Origin of the sequence: Curtobacterium sp. MCBA15_007 (assembly GCF_001864905.1) — a bacterium.
Lineage (GTDB): Bacteria > Actinomycetota > Actinomycetes > Actinomycetales > Microbacteriaceae > Curtobacterium > Curtobacterium poinsettiae.
This window is the reverse complement of record NZ_MJGM01000013.1, coordinates 20,926-45,796: the sequence shown is the minus strand read 5'-3', so window position 1 is coordinate 45,796 and position 24,871 is coordinate 20,926. Positions and strand designations below refer to the sequence as shown.

Here is a 24,871-nt window from a genome sequence, read left to right as displayed (position 1 = left end):
CGCGGATCATCCATGCGTGATGCAACTTGTCCCCCGGACTGGGCGCCGTCGGCTCCGCGCCGCGCGCAGCGGATCGGATCCCGTGTGCTCGCGCCCCGCTCAGTCCTCGGTCGCGGGCGCCTCCGGCTCGGCGAGCGCCGCAGGCCCTTCGGTGACGAGCAGGTGGAACTGCTCGGCGTCGATGATCCGGACCCCGAGCTGTTCGGCCTTCGTGAGCTTCGAACCGGCTCCCGGTCCGGCGGCCACGAAGTCGGTCTTCTTGCTCACGCTCGAGGCCGCCTTGCCGCCGGCGGTCATGATGGCCTCGAGCGCACCTTCGCGCGTGTAGCCCTCGAGTGAACCGGTCGCGACGACGGTGACGCCGCTCAGCACGCCGCCCTCGACCTCGGCGCTGCCGGGGCCGGGGTGGCCCGGGGTGGTGAACTGCACGCCGGCCGCGGTCCACCGGTCGATGATCTCGCGGTGCCAGTCGACCTCGAACCAGGCGAGCAGGGCGTCGGCGATGATGCCGCCCACCCCGTCGACGGCGGCGAGGTCCTCGCGCGAGGCCGACCGGATGGCGTCGAGGGAGCCGAAGTGGTTCGCCAGGGCACGGGCGGCGACGGGTCCGACGTGGCGGATGCTCAGGCCGACCAGGATCCGCCACAGCGGCTTCGTCTTCGCGGCGTCGATGTTCGCGAGCATCTCGAACGCGTTCTTCGACGGGTAGCGGCTCGGCTCACCGGTGTAGTCGGCACCGCGTGCTCCGGGGTCGAACGGCGGGTCGGTCTTCTTGCGCGCCCGGCTGAACGGCGTGACGCGCTTGGGTGTGCCGTCGTCGTCGACCTTCTCCATGCCGGTCTCGGCGTCGCGGACGATGACCTCGATCGGGACGATGTCCTGCATCGTCAGGTCGAACAGTCCGGCCTCGGTCACGAGCGGCGGGGTCTCCGGGCGGAGCGGCTGCGTCAGAGCCGCGGCCGCGACCTCGCCGAGCCCCTCGATGTCGAGCGACCCGCGCGAGGCGATGTGCTCGACCCGGCCGCGCACCTGCGCCGGGCAGCTCTTCGCGTTCGGGCAGCGCAGGTCGATGTCGCCTTCCTTCGCGGGGGCGAGCTCCGTGCCGCACTCGGGGCAGTGGGTCGGCATCACGAACTCGCGCTCGGAGCCGTCGCGGAGCTCGACCACCGGGCCCAGGACCTCAGGGATGACGTCGCCGGCCTTCCGCAGCACGACGGTGTCCCCGATCAGCACGCCCTTCGCCTTGACGACCTGCTGGTTGTGCAGTGTGGCCTGGCGGACGACGGAACCGGCGACCTCGGCCGGGGCCATCACGGCGAACGGGGTGGCACGGCCGGTCCGACCGACGCTGACCACGATGTCGGTGAGCGTCGTGTGGACTTCTTCCGGCGGGTACTTGTACGCGATCGCCCACCGCGGCGCACGCGAGGTCGACCCGAGTTCTTCGTGCAGGGCGAGGTCGTCGACCTTGACGACGACGCCGTCGATCTGGTGCTCGACCGACGATCGGCGTTCCCCCGTGGTGCGGACGAAGCCGTTGACCTCGTCGATGGTGTCGAACACCCGGTAGTGGCTGCTCGTCGGCAGTCCCCAGGTCTGCAGGAGCTCGTACACCTCGGACTGGCTGCGGACGTCGGTGCCCTGCTCGAGTTCACGGACGGGCCACGCGCCGATGCCGTGCACGAGCATCCGCAGACGCCGCAACCGGTCGACCATCAGTGCCCGCTTCGCCTCGGACTTGCCTTCTTCCTTCTGGCGGAGCGACCCGGCGGCGGCGTTGCGCGGGTTGGCGAACACCCGCTCCCCCGCTTCGCGCTGGTTGGCGTTCAGCTCGTCGAACTCGGCGACCGGGAAGAAGATCTCGCCCCGGACCTCGACCAGGGGCGGGTGACCGGTGCCGGACAGGCGGTCCGGGATCGTGCCCATCGTGCGGACGTTGCCGGTGACGTCCTCGCCGACCACGCCGTCGCCGCGGGTGGCCGCCGAGACGAGCCGACCGTGCTCGTACCGCAGGTTGATCGCCAGACCGTCGATCTTCAGCTCGGTCAGGAACCGCACCCGCTCGGCACCGGCGTCGCGCTGCACCTTGGCGGCCCATTCGGTGAGCTCGTCCGGGCTGAACACGTTGTCGAGCGAGAGCATGCGTTCGGCGTGCTCGACCGGCGCGAACTGCGTCGTTTGTGCCTGCCCGCCCACGGTCTGCGTCGGGCTGTCGGGCGTCACGAATTCCGGGAACCGCCGCTCGATCGCATCGAGGCGGTGCACCAGCGCGTCGTAGTCGGCGTCGGACAGGGGCGAGGCGTTGCCCTCGTAGTAGTCGTGCCGCAGCTCGTTGACGCGGGCGCGCAACCGGTCGACTTCTCGCGCGGCCTGGGCGGCGTCGAGCCCGTCGGGGGCGATGGTCTCGAACGTCGCGTCGGTCTCGCTCATGGCATCAGTTCTACCGTGCACCACCGACGCGGCGTGCAGCGGGCGTGTGCCCCGGGAGCGGCGGGGTCAGGCGTCGACGGGGACGGCGCTGACCGTGGTGTCGATCGTGCACTGGCCGAGCACCCGCGTGCCGACGTAGACCACGGCCGTCTGTCCGGGAGCGACCCCGTGCAGCGGCTCGTCGACGTCGATCACGAGCACGTCGTCCTGCACCCGGGCGGTCGCCGGCACCGGGTCGGCGTGCGCGCGGATCTGCACGTCGCAGGCGAACGGCGTGGCCGGGTCAGCCGGCGCCGTGCCCGCCCACGTGAAGCGCGAGCCCGACATCGAGGTGACGGCGAGTGCTTCCTTCGGGCCGACGACGACGGTGTTGTCCTTCGGGCGGATCTCGAGCACGAACCGCGGCTTGCCGTCCGGCGCCGGACGACCGAGGGCCAGGCCGCGACGCTGTCCGACGGTGTAGCCGGTCGCGCCCTCGTGCGAGCCGACGACCGTGCCGTCCCGCTCGACGACGTCGCCGGGAGCCGTGCCGACGCGGTCCGCCAGCCAGCCGCGGGTGTCGCCGTCCGGGATGAAGCAGATGTCGTACGAGTCCGGCTTCTGGGCGACCGTCAGCCCGCGCTCGGCGGCCTCGGCCCGGACCTCGTCCTTCGACGGGGTCGCGCCGAGCGGGAACATGGCGTGCTGCAGCTGCTCGGCGGTCAGGACCCCGAGCACGTACGACTGGTCCTTCGCCCAGGCGGCCGACCGGTGCAGCTCGCGGGAGCCGTCCGGGCCGGTGACGATCGAGGCGTAGTGCCCGGTCGCGACGGCGTCGAAGCCCAGGGCCAGGGCCTTCTCGAGCAGCGCCGCGAACTTGATCCGCTCGTTGCAGCGCATGCAGGGGTTCGGGGTGCGGCCGGCCTGGTACTCGGCCACGAAGTCGTCGACGACGTCCTCCTTGAACCGGGCCGAGAAGTCCCACACGTAGTACGGGATCCCGAGGGCCGACGCGGCGCGCTGGGCGTCCATCGAGTCCTCGATGGTGCAGCACCCGCGGCTGCCGGTGCGCAGGGTGCCGGGCATCCGGCTCAGGGCCAGGTGCACGCCCACCACGTCGTGGCCGGCGTCGACCGCCCGGGCTGCGGCCACCGCCGAGTCGACACCACCGCTCATCGCCGCAAGAACACGCATGCCCCCAGGGTAACCCGCCGACGAAGCGGTACCGCTGGCGTACGGTTGGTCGAGCGATGGCCACGACGGGGAACGACTCATTCGACTTCCGGTCCGTCCTGCTGTCCGGGTTCCTGCCCGCAGCGCTCTTCGCGATCGGCGAGGGCGCGATCATCCCGATCATCCCGATCGCCGCCGACTCGCTCGGTGCCAGCCTGGCGTTCGCGGGCTTCGTCGCCTCGCTCATCCTGGTCGGCGAGCTCATCGGCGACGTGCCGTCCGGCATCGTCGTCGCCCGCATCGGTGAGCGGAACGCGATGATCGGCGCCGCACTCGTCTCGGTGGTCGGGCTCGTGGTCGCCACGACGGCCACGAACGCCTGGGTCCTGGCACTCGGGGTGTTCCTGGTCGGCGTCTCCACCGCGGTCTTCGCCCTCGCTCGGCACGCCTACATGACCACCGCGATCCCGCTGCGGATCCGCGCCAGGGCGTTGTCGAGCCTCGGCGGCGTCTTCCGCTTCGGCTACTTCGTCGGGCCGTTCATCGCCGCCGGTGTCATCCACCTGACCGGCACCACCAGCAGCGCCTTCTGGATCCACGTCGTCTGCTGCCTGGCGGCAGCGGTCGTGCTCCTGGTGCTGCGCGACCCGGCGACGGGCACACGCGGTCTGCGGTTGCCGCCACGGGCCTCCAGCCGGTCGACCGGCCACGGGGCGGACGCGAGCGGCCACGCGACCGAACCGCCCGCCGACACGGGCGCGCAGTTCGTCCAGCAGGAGGCGCAGGGGCTCTTCCGCACCATCCGCGCGAACGGGGCGGTCCTGCTGCGGCTCGGCAGCGGCGCCGGCCTGATCGGCGCGATGCGCGCCGGGCGGCAGGTGGTCCTGCCGCTGTGGGCGGTGAGCGTCGGCCTCGACGACTCGACCGCGGCGCTGGTGATCGGCATCGCCGGAGCGGTCGACTTCGCGCTGTTCTACACGAGCGGGCAGATCATGGACCGCTGGGGGCGGCTCGCGAGCGCCCTGCCCTGCATGCTCGGCCTGAGCATCAGCTACTTCCTGCTCGCCTGGAGCGGCCACCTGGACGCCCGGGTCGGCTGGTTCGTCGCGATCGCGATGGGCATGTCGCTGGCGAACGGCGTCGGTTCCGGCATCCTCATGACGCTCGGCGCGGACCTCGCGCCGCGCGACGCCCCGGCACCGTTCCTGGGGGCGTGGCGGTTCACCGGCGACTTCGGGTCGGCGGCGGCACCGCTCCTCATCTCCGGCGTGACCGCCGTCGCCTCCATCGCGGTCGCGAGCGGTGTCATGGGCGTGCTCGGCCTGGTCGGCGCGGGCATCCTGCTCCGCTACGTGCCCCGGTACCTGCCGCGCCCGTTGCGCTGACGCACGGCGCGCACCGTGCGCGCTGACGCTTCGTGGCGCACCATGCGCATCCGCAGTCCCGCACCCAGCCGCCAAGGTCGCACCGGGTGGCGGATCGCGCACAGTGCGTCCCACGGCCTGGAGGCCCGGTGCACGTCCGCCGCGCACCCCGCGCTCGGTAGACTGCCGCTGCTCGCGGGAGTGGTGGAATCGGTAGACACGCAGGATTTAGGTTCCTGTGCCCCAGGCGTGAGGGTTCGAGTCCCTCCTTCCGCACCGAGTCCCTCCTGCCACACGGTTGCGGTCATCCGCACGCCTCGAGCAGGTCATTCCCGCGAGGGATGGCCCGGCCACTCCCGGGCGGTACCCTCGTCCCGCGGGTGTCCTCCCCGTGACCCCCGCCTCCACGACCGGAAGAACCATGCACTCCGTCGCACTCGCCCTGATCCCGTGGCTCGATCCGCAGTACATCCTCGACCACTTCGGGGCCATCGCCGTGCTCGTGGTCTGCGCGATCGTGTTCGCCGAGACCGGCCTGCTCATCGGCTTCATCTTCCCGGGCGACAGCCTGCTGGTCATCACCGGCCTGTTCGCCTTCGACCGCGGCGGCGAGATCGGCGGCATCCCGATCTGGGTCGCAGCGCTGATGATCGGCGCTGCCGCGTTCCTCGGCGGCGAGCTCGGGTACTACATCGGCAAGAAGGCCGGGCCACCGATCTTCGAACGCAAGGACAGCGGGCTCTTCTCGAAGGCCAACGTCGAGCGCACCAACGCGTTCTTCCACCGCTTCGGCCCCCTCGCCGTGATCCTGGCGCGCTTCGTGCCGGTCGTCCGCACCTTTGCCCCGATCGCCGCGGGCGTCGGCCGGATGGACTACAAGAAGTACTCGCTCTACAACGCCATCGGCGCCGTGGTCTGGGGCGTCGGGGTGACGTTCCTCGGGTACTTCATCGGGCACATCCCCTTCGTGGCGCACATCGTCCGCGAGTACATCGACATCATCCTGCTGGCCGCCGTCGTCGTGACCGTCGTGCCGATGGCGCTGACGTACCTGCGCAACGCCCGCAAGGCGAAGCACGCGAACGAGGCCGAGGCCGCCGCGACCCCGACGGTCGACCCGACGCTCTAGTCGCAGCACCGACTGTCCGGCGCGTCCGCGCGTCGACGGACAACGAAGTCGCCCCGGACCACGTGATCGCGTGGTCCGGGGCGACTTCGGTCGTTCGGAACGGAACGGGCGCCGGCGCTCAGACGCCGAAGTGCTCCCGGACGACCGGCGCGATCCCGCGGAACGCCTTGCTGCGGTGCGACAGCGCGTTCTTCTCGTCGCGGGTGAGCTCCGCCGACGAACGATCCGCGTCGTCCGGCCGGAACACCGGGTCGTAGCCGTGGCCGCCGTCGCCGACGGGTTCGGTCAGGACCTCGCCGTTCCAGACGGCCTCGACCACGTGCTCCTGACCGTCGGGTGTCACGAACGCGGCCGCGCACACGAAGGCGGCGGTGCGCTCGACGACGCCGTCCAGGTTCTGCAGCAGCATCGCGATGTTGTCGGCGTCCGACCGGGTGCCGGCGTACCGGGCCGAGTGGATGCCCGGTGCGCCGTCGAGTGCGTCGACGGCGATCCCAGAGTCGTCGGCGAGCGCCGGCAGCCCGGTGTGGGCGACCGCGGCACGGGCCTTGATCAGGGCGTTCGCCGCGTAGCTGTCGCCGTCCTCGACCGGCTCCGGACCGTCGTACCCGACGAGTTCGACGCCCTCGCCCAACGCCGACCCGAGGATCTCGCGCAATTCGACGACCTTGCCCTGGTTGTGGGTGGCCAGCACCACCTCGCGGGACGTCACGCCAGGCCCAGGACCGAACGCTGGATCGCCGCGAGCGACTGGTTGCCGGCCAGGCCCAGGTCGAGCAGGACGTTCAGCTCGTCGCGGTCGAACGGCGCGTGCTCGGCGGTGCCCTGCACCTCGATGAACTTGCCCGACCCCGTCGTGACGATGTTCATGTCGGTGTCGGCGGCGGAGTCCTCGGTGTAGGCCAGGTCGAGCATCGGCTCGCCGCCCACGATCCCGACCGAGATCGCCTGCACGCTGTCGGTGAGCGGCGTGGCCTTCTTCGCGATGAAGCCCTTGGCGCGGCCCCACTCGATCGCGTCGACCATCGCGACGTACGCGCCCGTGATCGACGCCGTGCGGGTGCCGCCGTCGGCCTGCAGCACGTCGCAGTCGATGACCAGGGTGTTCTCGCCCAGGGCCTTCGTGTCGACGACGGCCCGGAGCGACCGGCCGATCAGGCGGGAGATCTCGTGCGTGCGGCCGCCGACCTTGCCCTTGATGGACTCGCGCTGCATGCGCTCGTTCGTCGACCGCGGCAGCATCGAGTACTCGGCGGTGACCCAGCCGGTGCCCTTGCCGGCGAGCCAGCGGGGCACGCCGTTGGTGAACGACGCGGTGCAGAGCACCCTGGTGTCACCGAACGAGATGAGCGCGCTGCCCTCGGCCTGCGAGCTCCACCCCCGCTCGATCGTGACGGGACGGTGGTCGTTGGCGGTGCGGCCGTCGACGCGGAGTGTGTCGGTCATGGGGTCCTTTCGGTGCGGGGCAGCGTGATGGCCCCCGTCTGGAGGTGGCCGACGCTCGAGACCTCGGGTCCGAGGAAGCGCCGGGCGAGCCGGATGAAGCCGTTCTTGTCGTCGCCCGTCGCCTCGAACGAGTAGGTCGGGGCGGTGGTCGCGGTGCGCTCGAGCCCGTGCTCCACGAGTCGGCGGTAGACGTCGTTCGCGGTCTCCTCGGCGCTGGAGACGAGCGTGACCTCCGGACCCATGACGAACTGGATCGCGGCGGACATCAGCGGGTAGTGGGTGCAGCCGAGCACCAGGGTGTCGACGTCGGCGGCGCGGATCGGGTCGAGGTACCCGGCCGCGACCGCACGGAGCGACGGCGACGAGGTGTCACCCGCCTCGACGAACTCGACGAACCGCGGGCACGCGGCCGTGGTCAGCCTGACGTCGGCGGCGACCGCGAAGGCGTCCTCGTAGGCGCGCGACGCGATGGTGCCGACGGTGCCGATGACCCCGATGCGGCCCGTCCGGGTCTGCTTGACGGCGGCGCGGGCAGCCGGCTGGATGACCTCGACCACCGGGATGCCGTACGCCTGCTCGTAGCGTTCGCGGGCGTCCCGGAGCACGGCGGACGAGGCGGTGTTGCACGCGATCACCAGCGCCTTGACACCCTGCTCGACCAGGTCGTCCATGACCTCGAGCGCGTAGCGGCGGACGTCCGCGATGGGCTTCGGACCGTAGGGCGAGTGCACGGTGTCCCCGACGTACCGGATGCTCTCGCGCGGGAGCTGGTCGATGATGGCGCGGGCCACCGTGAGCCCACCGACCCCGCTGTCGAAGACTCCGATCGGTGCATCCGTCACGGCACCAGCGTACCGACGCCCGCCGACGACCACCGACGCGACCACGCGCGCCACGCTGGCCGGGCGCACGGGGTGATCCGGGCCTCCCCACCGGCACGTCACTAGTGTCGGAGACGTGACCAGCGCGCTCCTGACGGACCAGTACGAACTCACCATGGTCGACGCGGCCCTGAAGGACGGGACCGCCGACCGGCGATGCGTCTTCGAGGTGTTCGCCCGGCGGCTGCCGGACGGCCGCCGCTACGGTGTCGCGGCCGGCCTCGGACGCTTCCTCACCGCCCTCGGCGACTTCCGCTTCGGCGACGAGGAGATCGGGTTCCTGCGCGACCGCGGCGTCATCGACGCCGGTACCGCGGCGTGGCTCGCCGACTACCGGTTCACCGGCGACGTCCGGGCGTACCGCGAGGGCGAGGTGTACTTCCCGAACTCCCCCATCCTGCAGATCGAGGGCACCTTCGCCGAGGCAGTCGTGCTCGAGACCCTCGCGCTGAGCATCTACAACGCGGACTCCGCGATCGCCTCGGCCGCCGCCCGCATGGTCTCCGCCGCAGACGGCCGCCCGCTCGCCGAGATGGGTTCCCGCCGCACTGGCGAGTGGAACGCCGTCGCCGCCGCCCGTGCCGCGTACATCGCCGGGTTCGGCGCGACGAGCAACCTCGAGGCCGGGCGCACCTGGGGCATCCCGACGATGGGCACCGCCGCGCACGCCTTCACGCTGCTGCACGACTCCGAGGAGCAGGCCTTCCGCTCGCAGCTCGACGCGCTCGGCAACGCCACGACCCTGCTCGTCGACACCTACGACATCGAGGCAGCCGTGGAGACCGCCGTCCGGCTCACCGACGGCAAGCTCGGCGGCGTCCGGATCGACAGCGGTGACCTGCCGTCGGTCGTCGCCGCGGTGCGCGCACAGCTCGACCGGCTCGGCGCGACGAGCACGAAGATCACGGTGACGAACGACCTCGACGAGTACACGATCGCCGCACTCCGAGCCGCCCCGGTGGACTCGTACGGCGTCGGGACCTCGGTGGTCTCCGGCTCGGGGCACCCCGCCGCCGGCATGGTGTTCAAGCTCGTCGCACACCGGGACGCCGACGGCGGTGACTGGGTCCCCGTCGCCAAGAAGTCGGCCGACAAGGCGTCGATCGGCGGCCGGAAGGAGGCGGGGCGACGCCTCCGCAACGGCGTCGCCACCGCCGAGGTCGTGCTCACCGGAGCGCAGGTCGGTCCGGATGAGCGACCGCTCCTCGTCCCCGTCGTCACCGGCGGCGAGGTCGACCCGGCGTTCCTCGGCACGCAGGGCGTCGAGGCCGCACGCGCGCACCACAAGCGCGCGAAGGCGGAACTGCCCGCCGACGCGTCGCGCATCGGACGTGGCGACCCCGCCATCCCGACCCTCGTGATCTGACGTCGCGGCGCGCGCCGCGCACATCGTGTCGCGTCGCGTCGCGTCCCCCGCTTGGTGAGCAGGAATGGTCGCCTGCCCGACGGCGACCCGACCGCTTCTGCTCACGATGCGCAGCCGGCGGACGCGGCAGACGGACAGGAGGCCCGTGGCGGCGTCGCCACGGGCCTCCTGTCCGCCTGTCGGTCGCGTCTACTCGGACTTCATCTTCTCGTAGATCGCCTTGCAGTCCGGGCAGACCGGGAACTTCTCCGGGTCGCGGCCCGGGATCCACTTCTTGCCGCACAGGGCCTTGACCGGCTTGCCGGACAGGGCCGACTGCAGGATCTTGTCCTTCTTGACGTAGTGCGAGAACCGCTCGTGGTCACCGGGTTCGATCGCTTCTTCTTCGAGGAGCTTCTCGAGCTCCCGGTCCATCACGTCGAGGCCGCCGCCTGGTTCCGTCATGCTCATGGCTCCAGGGTACGACGGTCCGCCCTCGGGCGCGCCGCCCGTCCCGCTCGTCGCGCTGTGCCGCTGGGCCGTTAGTCGCGCTGTGCCACTGGTTGCGTCGTGCCGCTAGTTGCGCTGTGCCGCGGCGAGCAGGTCGGGGCCGCGTCGGTCGAACAGGCGTCCGCCGACGGAGATACCGATGACGAGCACGACGGCACCGACCCCGATGCCCACCAGGAGCGTCAGCACCGACCACGGCTCCGGACCCTGCACGACGGCGAGCACCGCGAGACAGGCGGCGGGGACCGTGCAGAGCACGATGCCGATCACCATGGAGGCCTGCGCCACCGTCGCCGTGACGCCGGCGGCCTGCGGCTGCTGGAACGGGTGATCGCCCGGGCGCACCGTCGGGTACGGCATCAGCACCGACAGGACGCTCGACAGCCCGAGGCCGGACAGCAGTGCACTCGCACTCACACCGATGAGCAGCGGGAACGCCGCCCAGTCGCCGAACAGCCGTGCGGAGAGCGCGGCGCCGGCGACGATCGCGGGCGCTCCCACGACCAGCACGGGCACGACGCGACCGAGCCGATCGCTCCACCCGGGCGCACCGGAGGCGACGTGCAGCCACACGGCCGTGTTGTCGTAGGAGACGTCGTTGTGCGGCAGGAACCCGGCGATGAGGGCCATCAGCGGCAGCGGCACGAGCGCGGTCCACTGCCACGGCACCCCGGCGACACCGAGCGGGATCACGACGATCGGCACGAGCAGGATGATCAGGTACGACGTGCGGTACCGCGGGTCGCGCACCCAGTAGGTGAGCGCCCGGGCGGCGACGGCGGACACCGGGGCCGACCCGAAGCGGTCGAACCAGCCGAGGCCCTGGTACCGGCGAGTGCGGGGTCGGTCGTCGACGGTCTCGAGGGCACGGCCGACGAGCGACCACCACGCCCACGCGAGGAGTGCGACGACGACGACCGCGATCAGGAGCTTCAGGAGGCCGGCACCGACGTGGCCGCTCGCGACCTCGGCCGGCACGGCCCAGGCGGCGCCCCAGGGGGTCCACCCGGCGACGTCCGCGACGCGCTGCATCTCGGCGCCCTGCGGGTCGAGCCACTCGACGCGCAGCAACAGCGCCACCGTCGGGATCGAGAGGACGACGATGACGAGGGCCACCAGCCACCCGGCGTCCCGGGAGCGGTCCGGGCCGATCAGCCGCGAACCGACGGTGCAGCACACCCGGATCAGCAACGCGCAGGTCGCGACGCCGAGCAGACCACCGACGACCGCGAGCAGTCCGAGCCCGGGGTCACGGGCCCAGGCGACGACCTGACCGGCCGCGACGACGAGCACACCGATGACGGGGATGCCGACGAGTCCGGCGACCACGAGCCCGATCGCCAGGCGACGTCGCTCGATCCCGAACACGGCGAAGCGCCGCGGGTCGAGCTGGTCGCTCCGCCCGACGACGAGTGGCACGACCGTGAACCCGAAGGCGATCAGGGTGCCGACGGGCACGACCACGGCGCGTGCGACGTCCGGGTCGGCATCGCCGAGCGCGATCGTCCGCGACGCGACGAACACGGCGGCGAGGAGACCGACGAGGCTGGCGAGCACGACGGCGACGGAACGGCGGGCGGTGCCGCGGACCTCGCCCGCGAGCAGGTCCGCCCTCAGCCGGAGAAGCTGTGCAACCATTCCATGCTCTCTGCGACGACACGACCGCCGGCGAGTTCGACGAACTTGTCCTCGAGGCTCTTGCGGCCGCGGACCTGGGCCATGGTGCCGGACGCCAGGACCTTGCCGCCGACGATGATGGCGACCGAGTCGCAGGTGCGCTGCACGAGCTCCATCGAGTGGCTCGACAGCACCACGGTGCCGCCGCCCCGGGTGTAGCGGCGCAGGATGTCCGTGATCGTCGCGGCGCTCACCGGGTCGACCGACTCGAACGGCTCGTCGAGCACGAGCACCCGCGGTGAGTGGATGAGGGTCGCGGCCAGGGCGATCTTCTTCGCCATGCCGACGGAGTAGTCGGCGACCTGGCGTCCGAGCGCCTCGCCCAGCCCGAAGGCCTCGGCGAGGTCGGCGCTGCGCTTCCGGGCGGTGGTGCCGTCGAGCCCGCGGAGCGTGGCCGAGTAGTACAGCAGCTGCGCACCGGTCAGCCGGTCGAACAGGCGGAGCCGGTCCGGCAGGACCCCGAGGCTCCGCTTCGCGGCCGTGGGGTCGGCCCACACGTCGTGGTCGAGCACGGTCACCGAGCCGGCGTCGGGGCGCAGCAGTCCGGTGATCATCGAGAGGGTCGTCGTCTTGCCGGCGCCGTTCGGGCCGACCACGCCGAAGATCGAGCCCTGCCGGATCTCGAGGTCGACCTCGTCGACGGCCAGGGTCTGTCCGTACCGCTTCACCAGGCCGCTCGCCGCGAGCACCACGGGCTGGAGCGTCTGGGGTTGCTTCGGCGCGGCGGCGCGGGGTGCACGCTTCTTCGCCGCGGGCGAAGCGGCGGTGGTCGCCTGGTCGGCGTCGCCCGTCGCGTCGTCGGCGGCCGTCGGCGCGGGAGGCTCGGCCTCGGTCCGCGGGGCGGCCTTCGTCGGGCGCTTGGTGCGTCCCTTGCCACCGCGCGCCTTCGCGGGGCGCGGCGCCGCTGCCGGGGTCGGGGCGTCTGCCGGGTCCGAAGCCTCGTCGGAGCGGGCGTCCGTCACGCCGTCGGCGCGGGTGCCCGTCGTCTCGTCGGTGCTGGCGTCCGTCGTCTCCCCGGTGCGGGTGACCGTCGTCTCGCCGGTCATCGCGTCATCAGTGGCGGTGTCGTCCGCATCCGTGTCCCCCGTGTCGTCGTCTGCTGCGTCCTCCGCAGCCGCGGCGGTGTCCGCGTCGTCGGCGTCCCCCGCCTCGGTCATCCAGGCAGCGTCGGCCGTGGCGTACACGTCCTCGTTCTCTGCTCGCGCTGGCATCGACCCACCGTACCAACGCTCTCCGACCGGCGGGGACCGAGCCGGCCAGGGTCACGAATTGAGTACGAAGCGCGCCGACCCGTACCCAGCGAGGGGGTGTTTCCGTATCATTCACCAGGGCACGAAGGAGTGTTCACCACTTGGAAACCTGCTCCAGCAGGCGATCCCGGCGGCCTCCTCGCAGCGACTTCCACGTCGACGCGACCGGTTCTCGGGCAACTCGGACGTTGGAAGCGCAGACTCGACGAGGCCCGCCCGTACCCCAAGGTGCGCGGGCGGACACCAGAAGGGACCAGCATGACCACGCAGATCGTGATCCTCGCAGCGGGGATGGGCAGCCGGCTCGGCCGCAGCCTGCCGAAGCCGCTCACGGAGCTCAGTGACGGCCGCACCATCATGCAGCAGCAGTTCGACAACATCCGCGCCGCGTTCGGTTCGAGCGCCCGCGTGACGATCGTCGTCGGCTACAAGTCGGAGCACATCGTCGAGGCCTTCCCCGAAGCGAACTTCGTCTACAACGAGTCGTACGACTCCACGAACACCTCGAAGAGCCTGCTGCGCGCCCTCAAGGCCACCGGCAAGAGCGGTGTCCTCTGGATGAACGGCGACGTGGTCTTCGACCCGATGGCGCTCGTCCGTGCGGCCGACATGATCGACGAAGGCCGTTCCTTCGTCAGCGTCAACACCGACAAGGTCTCCGACGAAGAGGTCAAGTACACGGTCGACGCCGAAGGCTTCATCCACAAGCTGTCCAAGCAGGTCGTCGGGGGTCTCGGCGAAGCCGTCGGGATCAACTACGTCTCCGCGGCCGACAAGCAGGCCCTCATCCGTCAGCTCGGTCGCGTCGACGACCAGGAGTACTTCGAGGGCGGCATCGAAGCTGCCATCGCCGAGGACGGGCTACGCTGGACGCCGATCGACATCTCCGACCTGTACGCGGTCGAGATCGACTTCGCCGAGGACCTCGAGCGCGCGAACAACCTGTTCGCCTGAACCACCCGTCAGGACCCCTCGGCGTGTCCGCCCGAAGGGAAACCGTGACCACAGCGAGTGCGCCGACCGCGCCCGCGGCTGCCGCACCTGCGAGCGCCCGGAGCGCCGGTCGGCGCTATCGTCAGGCCCTCTGGCTGCTGACCGTCCGCGACCTCCGCGTCCGCTACTCGACGTCAGCGCTCGGCTACGTGTGGTCGATCCTCGACCCGCTCGTGATGTCGGGGATCTACTGGTTCGTCTTCACGCAGGTCTTCCACCGCGGTTCCGTCGGTGAAGATCCGTACATCGTGTTCCTGCTGTCCGCGCTGCTGCCGTGGATGTGGTTCACCGGCGGGGTCTCGGACTCCACCCGGGCGTTCATCAAGGAATCGAAGCTCATCCGCTCCACCACCATCCCCCGCACGATCTGGGTGGCACGGATCGACGCGTCGAAGGGCATCGAGTTCCTGCTGAGCCTGCCGGTCCTGGCGGCCTTCGCGATCGCGACGGGTGCGCACCTGCACTGGCAGGTCGTGTTCTTCCCGTTGGCGATCGTGCTGCAGTGCGCGCTGGTCTACGGCCTGGGGCTCATCGTCGCGCCGCTCGTGGTCTTCTTCCGCGACCTCGAGCGGGCCACCAAGCTCGTCCTGCGGTTCCTGTTCTACGCGTCCCCGATCATCTACGGCACCCACGCGCTGCCCTCTGCACTGCGCGACATCGCCGCGGTCAACCCGCTCACCGGCATCTTCGGCATGTACCGTGCGGCGTTCTTCCCGGGCCAGCTCGACTGGCTCGAGGTCTGCGCGTCGGTGGTCGTGACCGGCATCGTGCTCGTGATCGGGTTCGCGGTGTTCCGCCGCAGCGAGCACCGCGTGCTGAAGGAGCTGTGATGACCGCGACCGACCAGACCCGGCGCACCGAGACCGTCGCACCGGTCATCTCCGTCCGCGACGCCGGCATCTGCTTCAAACGCAACCGTCGGGCGAGCCGGAACTTCAAGGACCTGTTCGCCGGGCGTGGACGCCGCAAGCGCGCCGACGAGTTCTGGGCCCTGCGCAACGTGTCGTTCGACGTCCGCCCGGGCGAGGCGATCGGGGTCGTGGGACGGAACGGCCAGGGCAAGTCGACCCTGCTGAAGCTGGTGGCCCAGGTCATGTTGCCCGACGAGGGCCGCGTCGACGTGGGCGCCGGCGTCGCGCCGCTCATCGAGATCACCGGCGGGTTCGTCGGCGACCTCACGGTCCGGGACAACGTGTACCTGACGGCCGGTCTGCACGGCATGTCACGGGCCGAGATCCGCGACGCCTTCGACGAGATCATCGAGTTCGCCGAGATCGCCGACTTCGTCGACACCCCGTACAAGCACCTGTCGAGCGGCATGAAGGTCCGCATCGCGTTCGCCGTGATCTCCCGGCTCGACGAACCGGTCATCCTGGTCGACGAGGTCCTGGCCGTGGGCGACAAGGCCTTCCGCGAGAAGTGCTACAAGCGCATCGAGGAACTCCTGGCCGGCGGTCGGACGCTGTTCTTCGTCTCCCACAGCGACAAGGACCTCCGTCGTTTCTGTGATCGCGGGCTCTACCTCGACAAGGGTCGACTGCAGCTCGACGGCACCATCGAGGCCGCGCTCGCCCGGTACGCGGCGGACTACGGCTCCTGACCGGCCGGGGTACTCCCCCGCACGAACGCGCGCACCGGTGGCCCCCTCCACAGCCCCCGGTCCTCGTGGCCGCAACCGGGGTCCCGCCGTCGGACCCTCCCCCTAGCGTTCCACCCATGCACCACCCACCAACCGCGTACGCCGTCCCGTTCGCCGTCGACCGATCGCACGCACCGCGCCGGTACGACCTCGTCAACACCGGCTCCGAGCCGGTCGACGGACTCTCCCTCACCCATCTGGGCAACGGCTACTGCCCCCCGCTCGCGGTGCGTCGCCTCGACCCGGGCCGTTCGCTGTCCCTGGCGGTCTTCGGCGCCGACCCCGAGGACACCGGGGTCGTCATCGTGCGGTGGCGCCGACCCGACCGCTCCGAGTACCTCTGGCGGATGTCGCTCGTCGGGCCGGGCCTCCAGCCGTGACGCGGCCCGAGCACCCGGCACCGGACGTCCGGGGTGACGACGGAGCGTCAGCGCCCGTCGCGTTCGGCGGCGACTGTCCGCCACCGTTCCAGCAGCCACTCCACGGCGGCGTGGAACCGCTCCGTGGCGGCGCCCGGCGTCGTGTCGCCGAAGTACCGGGCGACCCAGTGCTGCAGACGTGCGAGCTCCTCGGCGTCGCTCGCAGCGGCGTCGACGCGGGCGATCACCGATGTGGCGTCGGCCGCGGTCAACCAGTTCGCGTCGCTCAGGTACCCACGCTCGTCGACGTCGGCCTCGGGCGAGACCGGACGCGTGACGATGAGCGGCTTGCCCACCGCGAGCCGGTCGTAGATCATCGCGCTGATGTCGGTGATCGCCACGTCGGCGTCCGCCAGCTGCCAGCCCAGGTCACCACCGTCGTCGTACAGGTGGTGCGCCGCAGGGTCGGCGGTGTTCGCGGCGCTGATCGCCGCGACGATCCGTTCGTGCGCCGCGCGGTACGCCGGGTCGAGCACGCCGCTGCGCGGGTGCGGGCGGTACACCAGACGGTGTCGGGGCGACGCGAGCACCTGGTCCGCGATGACCGTGCCGTGCGACGCGATCGACCCGTACGCCGCGGCGCCGCGGTCGCCCTCCCACGTCGGGGCGTAGAGCACGACGGTCCGGTCGTCGTCCGGGTACGGAGCCGCTCCGGCGAAGTGGTCGGCCTGTGGGCGTCCGATCGCGATCGTCCGGGCGTCCAGGTCGTAGTCCCACAGCGCCTCGGCCAGTCGGTCACGCGCGGCATCGCCCGCGACCAAGGCGTAGTCGTACGCCTTGAACTGGTTCGTGGTCATGTACATCTTGTCGCTCTCGCCGTGGTTGACGAAGACGTGCCACATCCGCCCGTACCGCATCATCTGGAAGTTGCGGGCGTTCTGGTTGACGTACAGCACCACCTTCGGCGCCTGGGTGTCGACGAAGTGCTCGAGGTCGACCACCTGCCGGGCGTAGACCGCGGGCACGGGCGACTCGTCGAGCAGCGTCAGCATGGTCCCCGGGCTCCGCGAGATGATCGCCACCGGGTGCGTCTTCGCGAGCTCGGCCAGCGGTGCGTACCACTGACGCACCTGGTACATGTTGACCGGGCCGTCGGCGAAGTACACGGCGATCTCGATCGAACCGGGCTTCGGCTGCCGCGCGGACGGCAGTCGCTGTGCGAGCTGACGACGGCTCCGGCGTGACGTCAGGAGTCGCTCGGCGAGCCGCAGTGCGGTCCGTAGGTCGCTGATGATCGACATGGTGCTTCTTCCGGGTCTGCTCTGGCGGGACGGGGCTGACGGGTCAGACGACCGGTGGCCGCCCTGCGATGGTCATCCGTGCGACTGTGAGCCAGCCCATCGGGCGGGCCGGTCCGCAGTCGGTCGTCCAGCCTTCACGGATCGCTCCGAACCAGGTGGCCAGCCGGCGGGGATGACGCCACCAACGCGCGACCTGGATCACGGCCCACGACCCCACGTACAGCGGCCGCAGCACCGCCGGCAGGTTCCGGCGAGCGAGCCACACCCGGTTGCGGGCGTTCAACCGGTAGTACTCGGCGTGCCGTGCCGGGTCGATCGCGGGGTGGTGCGCGACGAGGTCCCCGGCGTACCAGGTCCGTCGCCCGGCGTCCCAGACGCGCCAGGCGAGCTCGATGCCCTCGTGGGCGTAGAAGTACTCGGCGCCCCAGCCACCGACGACCCGGTACACGTCCATCGGCAGCACGACGGCGCCTTCCCAGACCGAGAAGACCGGCGACGAGTGGTCCGGTTCGCCCTTGCGGATGCGCGGCACCCACCGGCGCGGGTTCGCGGCGCCCGTGGGGTCGACGACCCGTGGTTGCACGAGGCCCAGCGACGGGTCGTGCTCGAACAGCGCGATCGCGTCACGCAGGAACGTCGGCGACGGCACGGATGCGTCGTCGTCGAGGAAGAACACGTAGTCGCCGTCGACCGCCTCGGCCCCGGCGTTCCGCCCCGCCGGGATCCCGACGTTCTCGGGCAGGGCCAGCGCGCGCACGCCGTCCGGCAGCCCGGTCGGCGCCCAGCCGTTGCCGACGCAGACGACGTCGAGCTCGACACCCTGCTGCGCGAGCACACTGTCCAGACCGCGGCGCAGGTCGTCCGGCCGGGTGCCCTGCGACAGGCTCACGACGGCGACGCGCGGTCGTTCGCGGTGCACCACCGCGTGGCGACGGCCGGTGCCGGGGACGGTCGTGCCCTCGGTCACGCCTTGACCCGCTTCGACGCGATGATCGCCAGGAAGTGCCCGGCCGTCGCGAGCACGGCCAGCGGCAGCAGTGCACCGACCAGGATCCGGCTGGCCAGCGGGTCGCCGATCACCAGGGCGACCAGGGCGAAGACGAAGGCGAGCATGCTCAGCTCGACCGAGTGGTACAGACGATGGAACGGCAGGAACTTCGCCAGTCGGCGGAGCGAGGCGAGCTTGCGGCCGGACGGCGCGGTGGAGGCGTCCCGCCGGTCGACCAGCTTGTCGAGCCCGGCGTTCGCGCGGGCCACGTGCACCATGTCGTTGAGGGCCTTGTTCAGCACGATGACCAGGCCGAGTGCGCAGCCGATCGTGGTCCACATCCAGTCCGCGTCGTGGATCGGCCACGTGGCGGCCCGGATGCCGAGCGCGACCGGGATCAACCCCTCGGTCGTGTAGTGCCCGACCTTGTCCAGGAACACACCGGCGGGCGACTTGGTGCCACGCCACCGTGCGACCTCACCGTCGGAGCAGTCGACGAGCATCTGCAGCTGGCCGAGCACCAGCGCCAGTGCCGCGCCCCAGATGCCCGGGATCAGCAGGGCGGCAGCGACGCTCCACCCGACCAGGATCATCAGGCCGGTGACCTGGTTCGCACTGACACGGGTCTTCAGGAGCACCCAGGTCAGGTACGGCGAGACGTCGCGCAGGTACAGCGATGCGGTCCAGTGCTCGGCGTTGGCGCGCGCACGGACCTCGTCCGGCTGGGCGACGGCGCGGAGTTCGGCGATCGAGGTCGGCCGTGCGGATCCGCGGCCGGTCGTGGGCTGGTCGGTCATTCGGTCACCGTCCCGTGTGGGTGGTCAGCTCGGACGTGCGGGTCAGGAACCCGATGATGAACCCGAGCCCCCATCCCACGTGGATGCAGGGCAGCACGACGAGCAGCCAGAGGAGCGTCGGCAACCCGGAACGGCGCGCCACCGCGACCGACCCGAGCACGACGAAGAGCAGGTAGACGACGGGCACCACGAACCCGAGCAGCGCCCAGGCGAGCGGGGTGGCCAGCGCGGCGCCGACGATGCCGACGAGCCCGGCGACGATGCCCAGGGCCATCGCCGCGACCATGGCCGGCGGCACGAAGTACCGCAGCCCGTTGTTCGCCGGGAACCGACGGGCGAGCTCGCCGCGCCAGAGACCGGTGGCGACGAACTGCCGCACCAGGCGCTTCAGGCTCGGCCGCGGGCGGTACGTGACGACGAGCTCCGGCGTGAACCAGACGGTCCCGCCGGTCTGCCGCAGCCGCCGGTTGAGCTCCCAGTCCTGTCCGCGCTTGATGCCCTCGTCGAAGAGTCCGACGTCGAACAGCCGCTCCCGTCGGAACACCCCGAGGTAGGCGGTCTCGGCCGGGCCGGCGGTGCCGCCGACGTGGTGCGGCGTGCCACCCAAGCCGACGCGACTGCCGTAGGCCAGCGCGACGGCCCGTTCGAAGGGGGTCCGGCCCTCGGCGCGCATGATCCCGCCGACGTTGTCCGCACCGGAGTCCAGGAGCGTGCGCACCGCGATGCGCGTGTAGTCGGTGGGCAGGACCGAGTGCGCGTCGACACGGATGACGACGGGGTGCACGGACGCCCGGATCGCGACGTTCAGCCCGGCGGGCGTCGAGCCGATCGGGTTGTCGATCGCGCGGATCCGCGGGTCGGCTGCGCTCATCTCGGCGACGAGCTCGTTCGTGCCGTCGATCGACGGTCCGAGCGCGAGGATGACCTCGAACGGGCCCGTGTAGTCCTGGTCGAGCAGACTGCCCACGGCGGCCCGGACCTCGGTGACCTCGTTGAGCACGGGCATCACGTACGAGACGCCCGGCAGGGGCTGTCCGTCTGACTGCATGCGTACCTCGGGGTGCTGGCTGGCGGCACGGGACGCACCGGGGCGGTGCCGCCCCGCAGAGCGACCATGAGCCTATCAAGAGGCCGAACCGCTCACCTGCGTCGGCGCGGGACGCACCCCGTGACGGACGGGAGGCCCGGCGCACGTCGTGCCCCGGGCCTCCTGTCCGCCGTGTGGTGGCGTCAGCCCTTGCTGTCGAACGTCCCCAGCTTCACGTCGGCCTGGCGGGTCTGGCCGTCGCGGATGAAGCTGATCGTCGTCGAGGCGCCACCCGCGAAGAAGCGCACCTGCGCGGTCAGGTCGGTGGCGTTCGAGACGGACGCCGAGCCGATCTTGGTGACGACGTCGCCCTTCTGCAGACCGGCCTTCGCCGCGGCACCGCCGTTGGAGACCGACTTGATGAGAGCGCCCACCTGCGTGGCGCTGGCCTCGTCGGTGGCGTCGCCGACGGTTGCGCCGAGGAGACCGTGGGTCGCCGAACCGTTGTCCTTGATCTCGTTCGCGACCCGCTTGACCAGGTTCGCCGGGATCGAGAAGCCGACGCCGATGCTGCCGGCGGCCGACTCCGACGACGACGAGCTGCCGGCCGAGGCGATGGCCACGTTGATGCCGATCAGGCGGCCCTTCGAGTCGAGCAGTGCGCCGCCGGAGTTGCCCGGGTTGATCGACGCATCGGTCTGGATGACCGGGAGCGAGACCGTGGTGTTCGCCGACGAGCTGCTGCCGTTGTCCCCGTTTCCCCAGAAGTCGAAGGGACCCGAGCCGCCGTTGCCGCCCTCGTTCGAGTCGCCGCCCTCGCTGGGGGCGCTCGAGGTGACCTGGATGCTGCGGTTCAGCGTCGAGACGATGCCGTCGGTGACGGTGTTCGACAGACCGAGCGGAGCGCCGATCGCGACCGCGGTGTCGCCGACGTTGAGCTTGGACGAGTCCGCGAACTCCATCGGCTTGAGGTCGGTCGCGTCGATCTTGATGACCGCGAGGTCGACCGTCGGGTCGGTGCCGATGAGCTTGCCCGCGTAGATCTTGCCGTTCGAGGTCGTCACGGTGATGCGGCCGTTCGAGCTGTCGCCGTCGAGGGTGACCACGTGGGTGTTGGTGACGATGTAGCCGTCCTTGCTCATCACCACACCGGAACCGGTGCCGGCCTCGTTGCTCGCGGACACGTTGATGGTGACGACCGACGGGGTGGCCTGTGCCGCGACGGCGGTGACCACGGTGGCGGAGTCGTAGTCGTTGACGGTCAGGTTGCCGCCCTGCGACGAACCGGAGGACACGACGCTGCCCCCGTCGTTGGTCGCCGACGAGGCGAGCCACCCGGCGCCGCCACCCACGAGCCCGGCAACGACGACACCGGCGATGATCGGCAGGAGCAGCTTGTTGCGGCCCGAGCGGTCCTTCGTCGTCGTGGTCGCGGCTGCGCCGGAGGCGTCGTCGCTGAAGTAGTGGCCGTTGCGCTGGTTCGAACCGTCGACGTCACCGAAGCCGCTCGTGGCCGACTGCGGGGCCGGTGCGGACGCGGTCGCGTACTCGGAGGACGAGCTCGGCGCGGCCGAGGACGTCGGCTGGGCGTACTCGCCGTAGCGGGGACGGTCGCCGACCGGCTGGCCGTACGGCGACTGCTGGCCGTACGGCGACTGCTGGCCGTACGGCGACTGCTGGCCGGCGGGGTTCTGGGGCTGCTGGCCGTACTGGCTCTGCTGGCCGTACTGCGACGGCTGGCCGTACTGCGACGGCTGGCCGTACTGGCTCTGCTGGCCGTACGGGTTCTGGCTCTGCTGGGCCTGCTGGCCGTACTGCGACTGCTGTCCGGACGGGTTCTGGCTCTGCTGCGGCTGCTGGCCGTACTGCGACTGCTGAGCGGAGGGGTTCTGGCTCTGCGGAGCCTGCTGACCGGACGGGTTCTGGCTCGGCTGCGACTGCGACTGGCCGTACGGCGACGTCTGCTGCCCGTAGCCGCCCTGCTGCGCACCCGAGGAGTCACCGGAGACGGCTGGGTACGGCGCGGTGTAGCGGTCGGTCGGGTGCTCCGTCGACGACGGGATCACGTCCGTGTTGTCCGGGGACGTCTCGTCGCTCCGGTTCTGGTTCTGGTTCTGGTTGTGGTTCTCGTCCTGGTTCGGGCGAGGGGTCTCGTCCGGCTGGTCGGAGTCGTTCGGCATCGACGTGTTCCCTCTCGTGGCCGCTGCTGCGGCGTCCTCACTGGCGGCAGGCGGAGCCGCATCGTCCGGACGGCGGTCGTCGCCCTGCCCGTTGGGCGTGGTGTCGGTCATGCTGGACGTGCTCCTTTCAAGCTCGTGCAGTCTGTCGCAAGCACCTGAGCGGTCCTTCTGTCGAGGCTGCGAGCCACCCCTGGCGATCTTATGCGTGCGCTGAACGGCGGGACCCAGTCCACCGCGGGACGGACAGCTAGGTTGGGGACCGTTCAGCGCGACACGTCGTCGCCCGCACCGGAGGGAACCACATGCGCCAGGCAGGACCGTGGCTGCGAGCCGCCGACGGAGCGATGCTGCTGGGCCCCGACGGGGTCCCCGCACCGACGGTGTTCGCCGAGATGAGCGCCCTCGCCGCCACCACCGGCGCGGTCAACCTGGGGCAGGGCTTCCCGGACGAGGACGGTCCGGCCGCGGTGCTCGAGGCCGCGGTGCAGGCGATCCGCGACGGCGCGAACCAGTACCCGCCGGGCCGCGGTACCCCCGACCTGCGAGCGGCGATCGCCGAGCACCAGCAGCGGTGGTACGGCCTCCAGGTCGACCCCGACCGCGAGGTCCTGGTCACCGCCGGCGCGACCGAGGCGCTGGCCGCGACGCTCCTCGCCCTGGTCGAGCCCGGCGACGAGGTGATCACCTTCGAGCCGTTCTACGACGCCTACGGGGCACTCGTCCGGCTCGCCGGCGGCGTGCACGTCACGGTCCCCCTCACCGCACCCGACTTCCTGCCCGACGAGCGGACGCTCCGGGCGGCCTTCACCGACCGCACCCGCGCCGTGCTCGTGAACACCCCGCACAACCCGACCGGACGGGTCCTGCCCACCGAGGTCCTGCAGACGATCGTCGACCTGGCCACCGAACGCGACGCCGTGATCATCACCGACGAGGTCTACGAGCACCTGACGTTCGACGTCCCGCACACGCCCATCGCCACCCTGCCGGGCGCCGCCGAGCGGACCGTCTCGGTGTCGAGCGCTGGCAAGACCTTCAACACGACCGGCTGGAAGATCGGCTGGCTCACCGCTCCCCCGGCACTCGTCGACGCGATCACGACGGTCAAGCAGTACCTGACGTTCGTGAACGGCGCACCCTTCCAGCCGGCCGTCGCCGTGGGCCTCCGTCTGCCCGACACCGTGTTCACCGGCATCGCCGCCGACCTGCGCGCGAAGCACGAACTGCTCGCCGACGGGCTGACGGCAGCGGGCTTCGACGTGATGCGACCGGACGGCGGGTACTTCGTCCTCGCCGACGCCGCCCCCCTCGGGTACGACGACGCCCGCGCGTTCTGCCTCGAGCTGCCCGCCCTGGCCGGGGTCGCCGGGGTGCCGGTCTCGGCGTTCGTCCGCCCGGACCACGTCGCCGGGTACCGGTCCCTGGTGCGCTTCGCGTTCTGCAAGCGTCGGAGCGTGCTCGAGGACGCCGCCGCACGCCTGGCGACCCTCGGAGCGCGCCCACGCGCCTGAGACGCGACCGCGTCGGGACGCGACGGACGTGTCAGCGCTGCCCCGGGCCTCCAGGCGGGGTGCGCACGGACACGTCGTAGCGCCGCAGCGACAGCGACGGGTTCACCCGACGGACGGTGTCGGTGACGGTGGTGTCGATCGTGGCGGTGAGCAGGCCCGGCGCGGCGCCGGCCGAGGCGACCGCGACGCCCGACGGGTCGAGGACGACCGAACCGCCGATCCCGATCGGCGGCGTCTGGCCGACCCCGACGACCCAGACGGTGTTCTCGATCGCACGTGCGGTGAGGAGCGTTCGCCAGTGGTGTTCCTTGCCGGGGCCACGCACCCACTCGGCAGGGAGCACGACGACGTCGGCCGCACCGGTCTCCGGGGCGGCGAGTCGACGGGTGACCTCCGGGAACCGCAGGTCGTAGCAGGTCTCGAGACCGATGCGGAGCCCGCCGAGTGTGAAGACCGGGAGCTGCTCCGGGTCGCCGGACTCGATGCGGTCGGACTCCCGCGACCCGAACGCATCGTAGAGGTGGACCTTCCGGTACGTCGCCGCCAGGTCCCCCGAGGGGAGCACCGCGACCAGGGTGTTCCGGAAACGCTGTGGCGTGTCCGCCGACTCGGCGACCCCGACGACCAGGGCGATGCCCGTCGCCCGGGCGATGTCGCGGAGGCCCGTGACGAACGGGCCGTCCAACGGCTGCGCGGCGGCCACGAACCGATCGTCGATGTCTGCGGAGAAGTACGAGGTGTACTCCGGCGTGACGAGGAGGTCCGCGCCCCGGGCTGCCGCGTCGACGGCGGCGGTGCGCACGGTGGCGAGGTTGGCGACGGGATCGTCCACGGGGGCGAACTGCGCCGCCGCGATCGTGAGGGTGGCCATGCGGCGAGCGTACCCGGGGGC

Annotated in this window: 21 protein-coding genes, 1 tRNA gene and 1 pseudogene; 9 read left to right on the top strand and 14 right to left on the bottom strand. The window is 71.3% G+C overall.

Features of this window, described 5'->3' with window-relative positions; all coding sequences use genetic code 11:
* Positions 1–99: 99 nt before the first annotated feature.
* On the bottom strand, positions 100–2,430 hold the full coding sequence (gene ligA / locus BIU95_RS07175; protein ID WP_071251174.1) for an NAD-dependent DNA ligase LigA: 2,331 nt from the start codon (positions 2,428–2,430) through the stop codon (positions 100–102).
* Positions 2,431–2,496: 66 nt separating this feature from the next.
* Positions 2,497–3,603, bottom strand: coding sequence for a tRNA 2-thiouridine(34) synthase MnmA (gene mnmA, locus BIU95_RS07170; RefSeq protein ID WP_027464605.1), 1,107 nt, complete (start codon positions 3,601–3,603; stop codon positions 2,497–2,499).
* A gap of 56 nt (positions 3,604–3,659) precedes the next feature.
* Here mnmA and BIU95_RS07165 point away from each other — a divergent pair, with 56 nt between their 5' ends.
* From BIU95_RS07165 to BIU95_RS07155, 3 genes are all read left to right on the top strand, one after another.
* Positions 3,660–4,967, top strand: a complete 1,308-nt coding sequence (locus BIU95_RS07165) for an MFS transporter (protein ID WP_071251172.1) — start codon at positions 3,660–3,662, stop codon at positions 4,965–4,967.
* Between the two features lie 174 nt (positions 4,968–5,141).
* A tRNA-Leu gene (locus tag BIU95_RS07160) sits at positions 5,142–5,222 on the top strand.
* 145 nt (positions 5,223–5,367) lie between these two features.
* The gene (locus BIU95_RS07155) at positions 5,368–6,075 is read left to right on the top strand and encodes a DedA family protein (RefSeq protein ID WP_017887011.1); all 708 of its coding nucleotides are present in this window, start codon (positions 5,368–5,370) and stop codon (positions 6,073–6,075) included.
* A gap of 118 nt (positions 6,076–6,193) precedes the next feature.
* On the opposite strand, the gene rdgB is transcribed toward BIU95_RS07155, so the two are convergent.
* Genes rdgB through murI form a run of 3 tightly spaced genes read right to left on the bottom strand, consistent with a single transcriptional unit; the run spans position 6,194 to position 8,363 of the window.
* Positions 6,194–6,787, bottom strand: coding sequence for an RdgB/HAM1 family non-canonical purine NTP pyrophosphatase (gene rdgB / locus BIU95_RS07150; RefSeq protein ID WP_017887012.1), 594 nt, complete (start codon positions 6,785–6,787; stop codon positions 6,194–6,196).
* Positions 6,784–7,521 (bottom strand): ribonuclease PH, encoded by a 738-nt coding sequence (gene rph, locus BIU95_RS07145; RefSeq protein WP_071251170.1) that lies wholly within the window; start codon positions 7,519–7,521, stop codon positions 6,784–6,786. The genes rdgB and rph overlap by 4 nt, the downstream gene beginning before the upstream one ends.
* Positions 7,518–8,363, bottom strand: coding sequence for a glutamate racemase (gene murI / locus BIU95_RS07140; protein WP_031259647.1), 846 nt, complete (start codon positions 8,361–8,363; stop codon positions 7,518–7,520). Before murI ends, rph begins: the two co-directional genes overlap by 4 nt.
* Before the next feature lie 106 nt (positions 8,364–8,469).
* Between murI and BIU95_RS07135 the strand changes: the two are divergent.
* Positions 8,470–9,768 (top strand): annotated as a pseudogene (locus BIU95_RS07135) (nicotinate phosphoribosyltransferase); the annotation flags it as partial.
* A gap of 189 nt (positions 9,769–9,957) precedes the next feature.
* Here BIU95_RS07135 and BIU95_RS07130 read toward each other — a convergent pair.
* From BIU95_RS07130 to BIU95_RS07120, 3 genes are all read right to left on the bottom strand, one after another.
* Entirely contained in the window at positions 9,958–10,218 is a 261-nt protein-coding gene (locus BIU95_RS07130; RefSeq protein WP_017887016.1) for a DUF3039 domain-containing protein, read from the bottom strand.
* A 105-nt stretch (positions 10,219–10,323) separates the two neighbouring features.
* Positions 10,324–11,895: a hypothetical protein gene (locus BIU95_RS07125; protein ID WP_071251168.1), complete on the bottom strand. Its 1,572-nt coding sequence runs from the start codon at positions 11,893–11,895 to the stop codon at positions 10,324–10,326.
* On the bottom strand, positions 11,871–13,145 hold the full coding sequence (locus tag BIU95_RS07120) for an ABC transporter ATP-binding protein (RefSeq protein WP_254783308.1): 1,275 nt from the start codon (positions 13,143–13,145) through the stop codon (positions 11,871–11,873). Before BIU95_RS07120 ends, BIU95_RS07125 begins: the two co-directional genes overlap by 25 nt.
* 297 nt (positions 13,146–13,442) lie before the next feature.
* Here BIU95_RS07120 and BIU95_RS07115 point away from each other — a divergent pair, with 297 nt between their 5' ends.
* From BIU95_RS07115 to BIU95_RS07100, 4 genes are all read left to right on the top strand, one after another.
* Positions 13,443–14,138 (top strand): NTP transferase domain-containing protein, encoded by a 696-nt coding sequence (locus BIU95_RS07115; protein ID WP_017887019.1) that lies wholly within the window; start codon positions 13,443–13,445, stop codon positions 14,136–14,138.
* Between the two features lie 134 nt (positions 14,139–14,272).
* A complete protein-coding gene (locus BIU95_RS07110) occupies positions 14,273–15,007 on the top strand; it encodes an ABC transporter permease (protein WP_228499504.1) in 735 nt (244 codons plus the stop codon).
* A complete protein-coding gene (locus BIU95_RS07105; RefSeq protein ID WP_042539197.1) occupies positions 15,007–15,777 on the top strand; it encodes an ABC transporter ATP-binding protein in 771 nt (256 codons plus the stop codon). The genes BIU95_RS07110 and BIU95_RS07105 overlap by 1 nt, the downstream gene beginning before the upstream one ends.
* A gap of 116 nt (positions 15,778–15,893) precedes the next feature.
* Positions 15,894–16,196, top strand: coding sequence for a hypothetical protein (locus BIU95_RS07100; RefSeq protein ID WP_017887022.1), 303 nt, complete (start codon positions 15,894–15,896; stop codon positions 16,194–16,196).
* Positions 16,197–16,243: 47 nt separating this feature from the next.
* Here the strand turns inward: BIU95_RS07100 and BIU95_RS07095 are convergent, their stop codons facing one another.
* The 5 genes from BIU95_RS07095 to BIU95_RS07075 form a co-directional block, all read right to left on the bottom strand.
* Positions 16,244–17,476 carry a CDP-glycerol glycerophosphotransferase family protein gene (locus BIU95_RS07095; protein WP_071251166.1) on the bottom strand — a complete coding sequence of 411 codons (1,233 nt, stop codon included), beginning with the start codon at positions 17,474–17,476 and terminating at the stop codon, positions 16,244–16,246.
* A 43-nt stretch (positions 17,477–17,519) separates the two neighbouring features.
* Positions 17,520–18,395: a glycosyltransferase family 2 protein gene (locus BIU95_RS07090; RefSeq protein ID WP_042539222.1), complete on the bottom strand. Its 876-nt coding sequence runs from the start codon at positions 18,393–18,395 to the stop codon at positions 17,520–17,522.
* A gap of 44 nt (positions 18,396–18,439) precedes the next feature.
* Complete coding sequence (locus BIU95_RS07085) at positions 18,440–19,261, bottom strand: CDP-alcohol phosphatidyltransferase family protein (protein WP_071251162.1); 822 nt, start codon at positions 19,259–19,261, stop codon at positions 18,440–18,442.
* Positions 19,262–19,265: 4 nt separating this feature from the next.
* A complete protein-coding gene (locus BIU95_RS07080; RefSeq protein WP_017887026.1) occupies positions 19,266–20,309 on the bottom strand; it encodes a glycosyltransferase family 2 protein in 1,044 nt (347 codons plus the stop codon).
* A 182-nt stretch (positions 20,310–20,491) separates the two neighbouring features.
* The gene (locus tag BIU95_RS07075) at positions 20,492–22,579 is read right to left on the bottom strand and encodes a S1C family serine protease (protein WP_071251160.1); all 2,088 of its coding nucleotides are present in this window, start codon (positions 22,577–22,579) and stop codon (positions 20,492–20,494) included.
* A 191-nt stretch (positions 22,580–22,770) separates the two neighbouring features.
* Here BIU95_RS07075 and BIU95_RS07070 point away from each other — a divergent pair, with 191 nt between their 5' ends.
* Positions 22,771–23,979, top strand: coding sequence for an aminotransferase class I/II-fold pyridoxal phosphate-dependent enzyme (locus tag BIU95_RS07070; protein WP_071251158.1), 1,209 nt, complete (start codon positions 22,771–22,773; stop codon positions 23,977–23,979).
* A 31-nt stretch (positions 23,980–24,010) separates the two neighbouring features.
* Here the strand turns inward: BIU95_RS07070 and BIU95_RS07065 are convergent, their stop codons facing one another.
* Positions 24,011–24,850: a carbon-nitrogen hydrolase family protein gene (locus BIU95_RS07065; protein WP_031259658.1), complete on the bottom strand. Its 840-nt coding sequence runs from the start codon at positions 24,848–24,850 to the stop codon at positions 24,011–24,013.
* Positions 24,851–24,871: the final 21 nt, after the last annotated feature.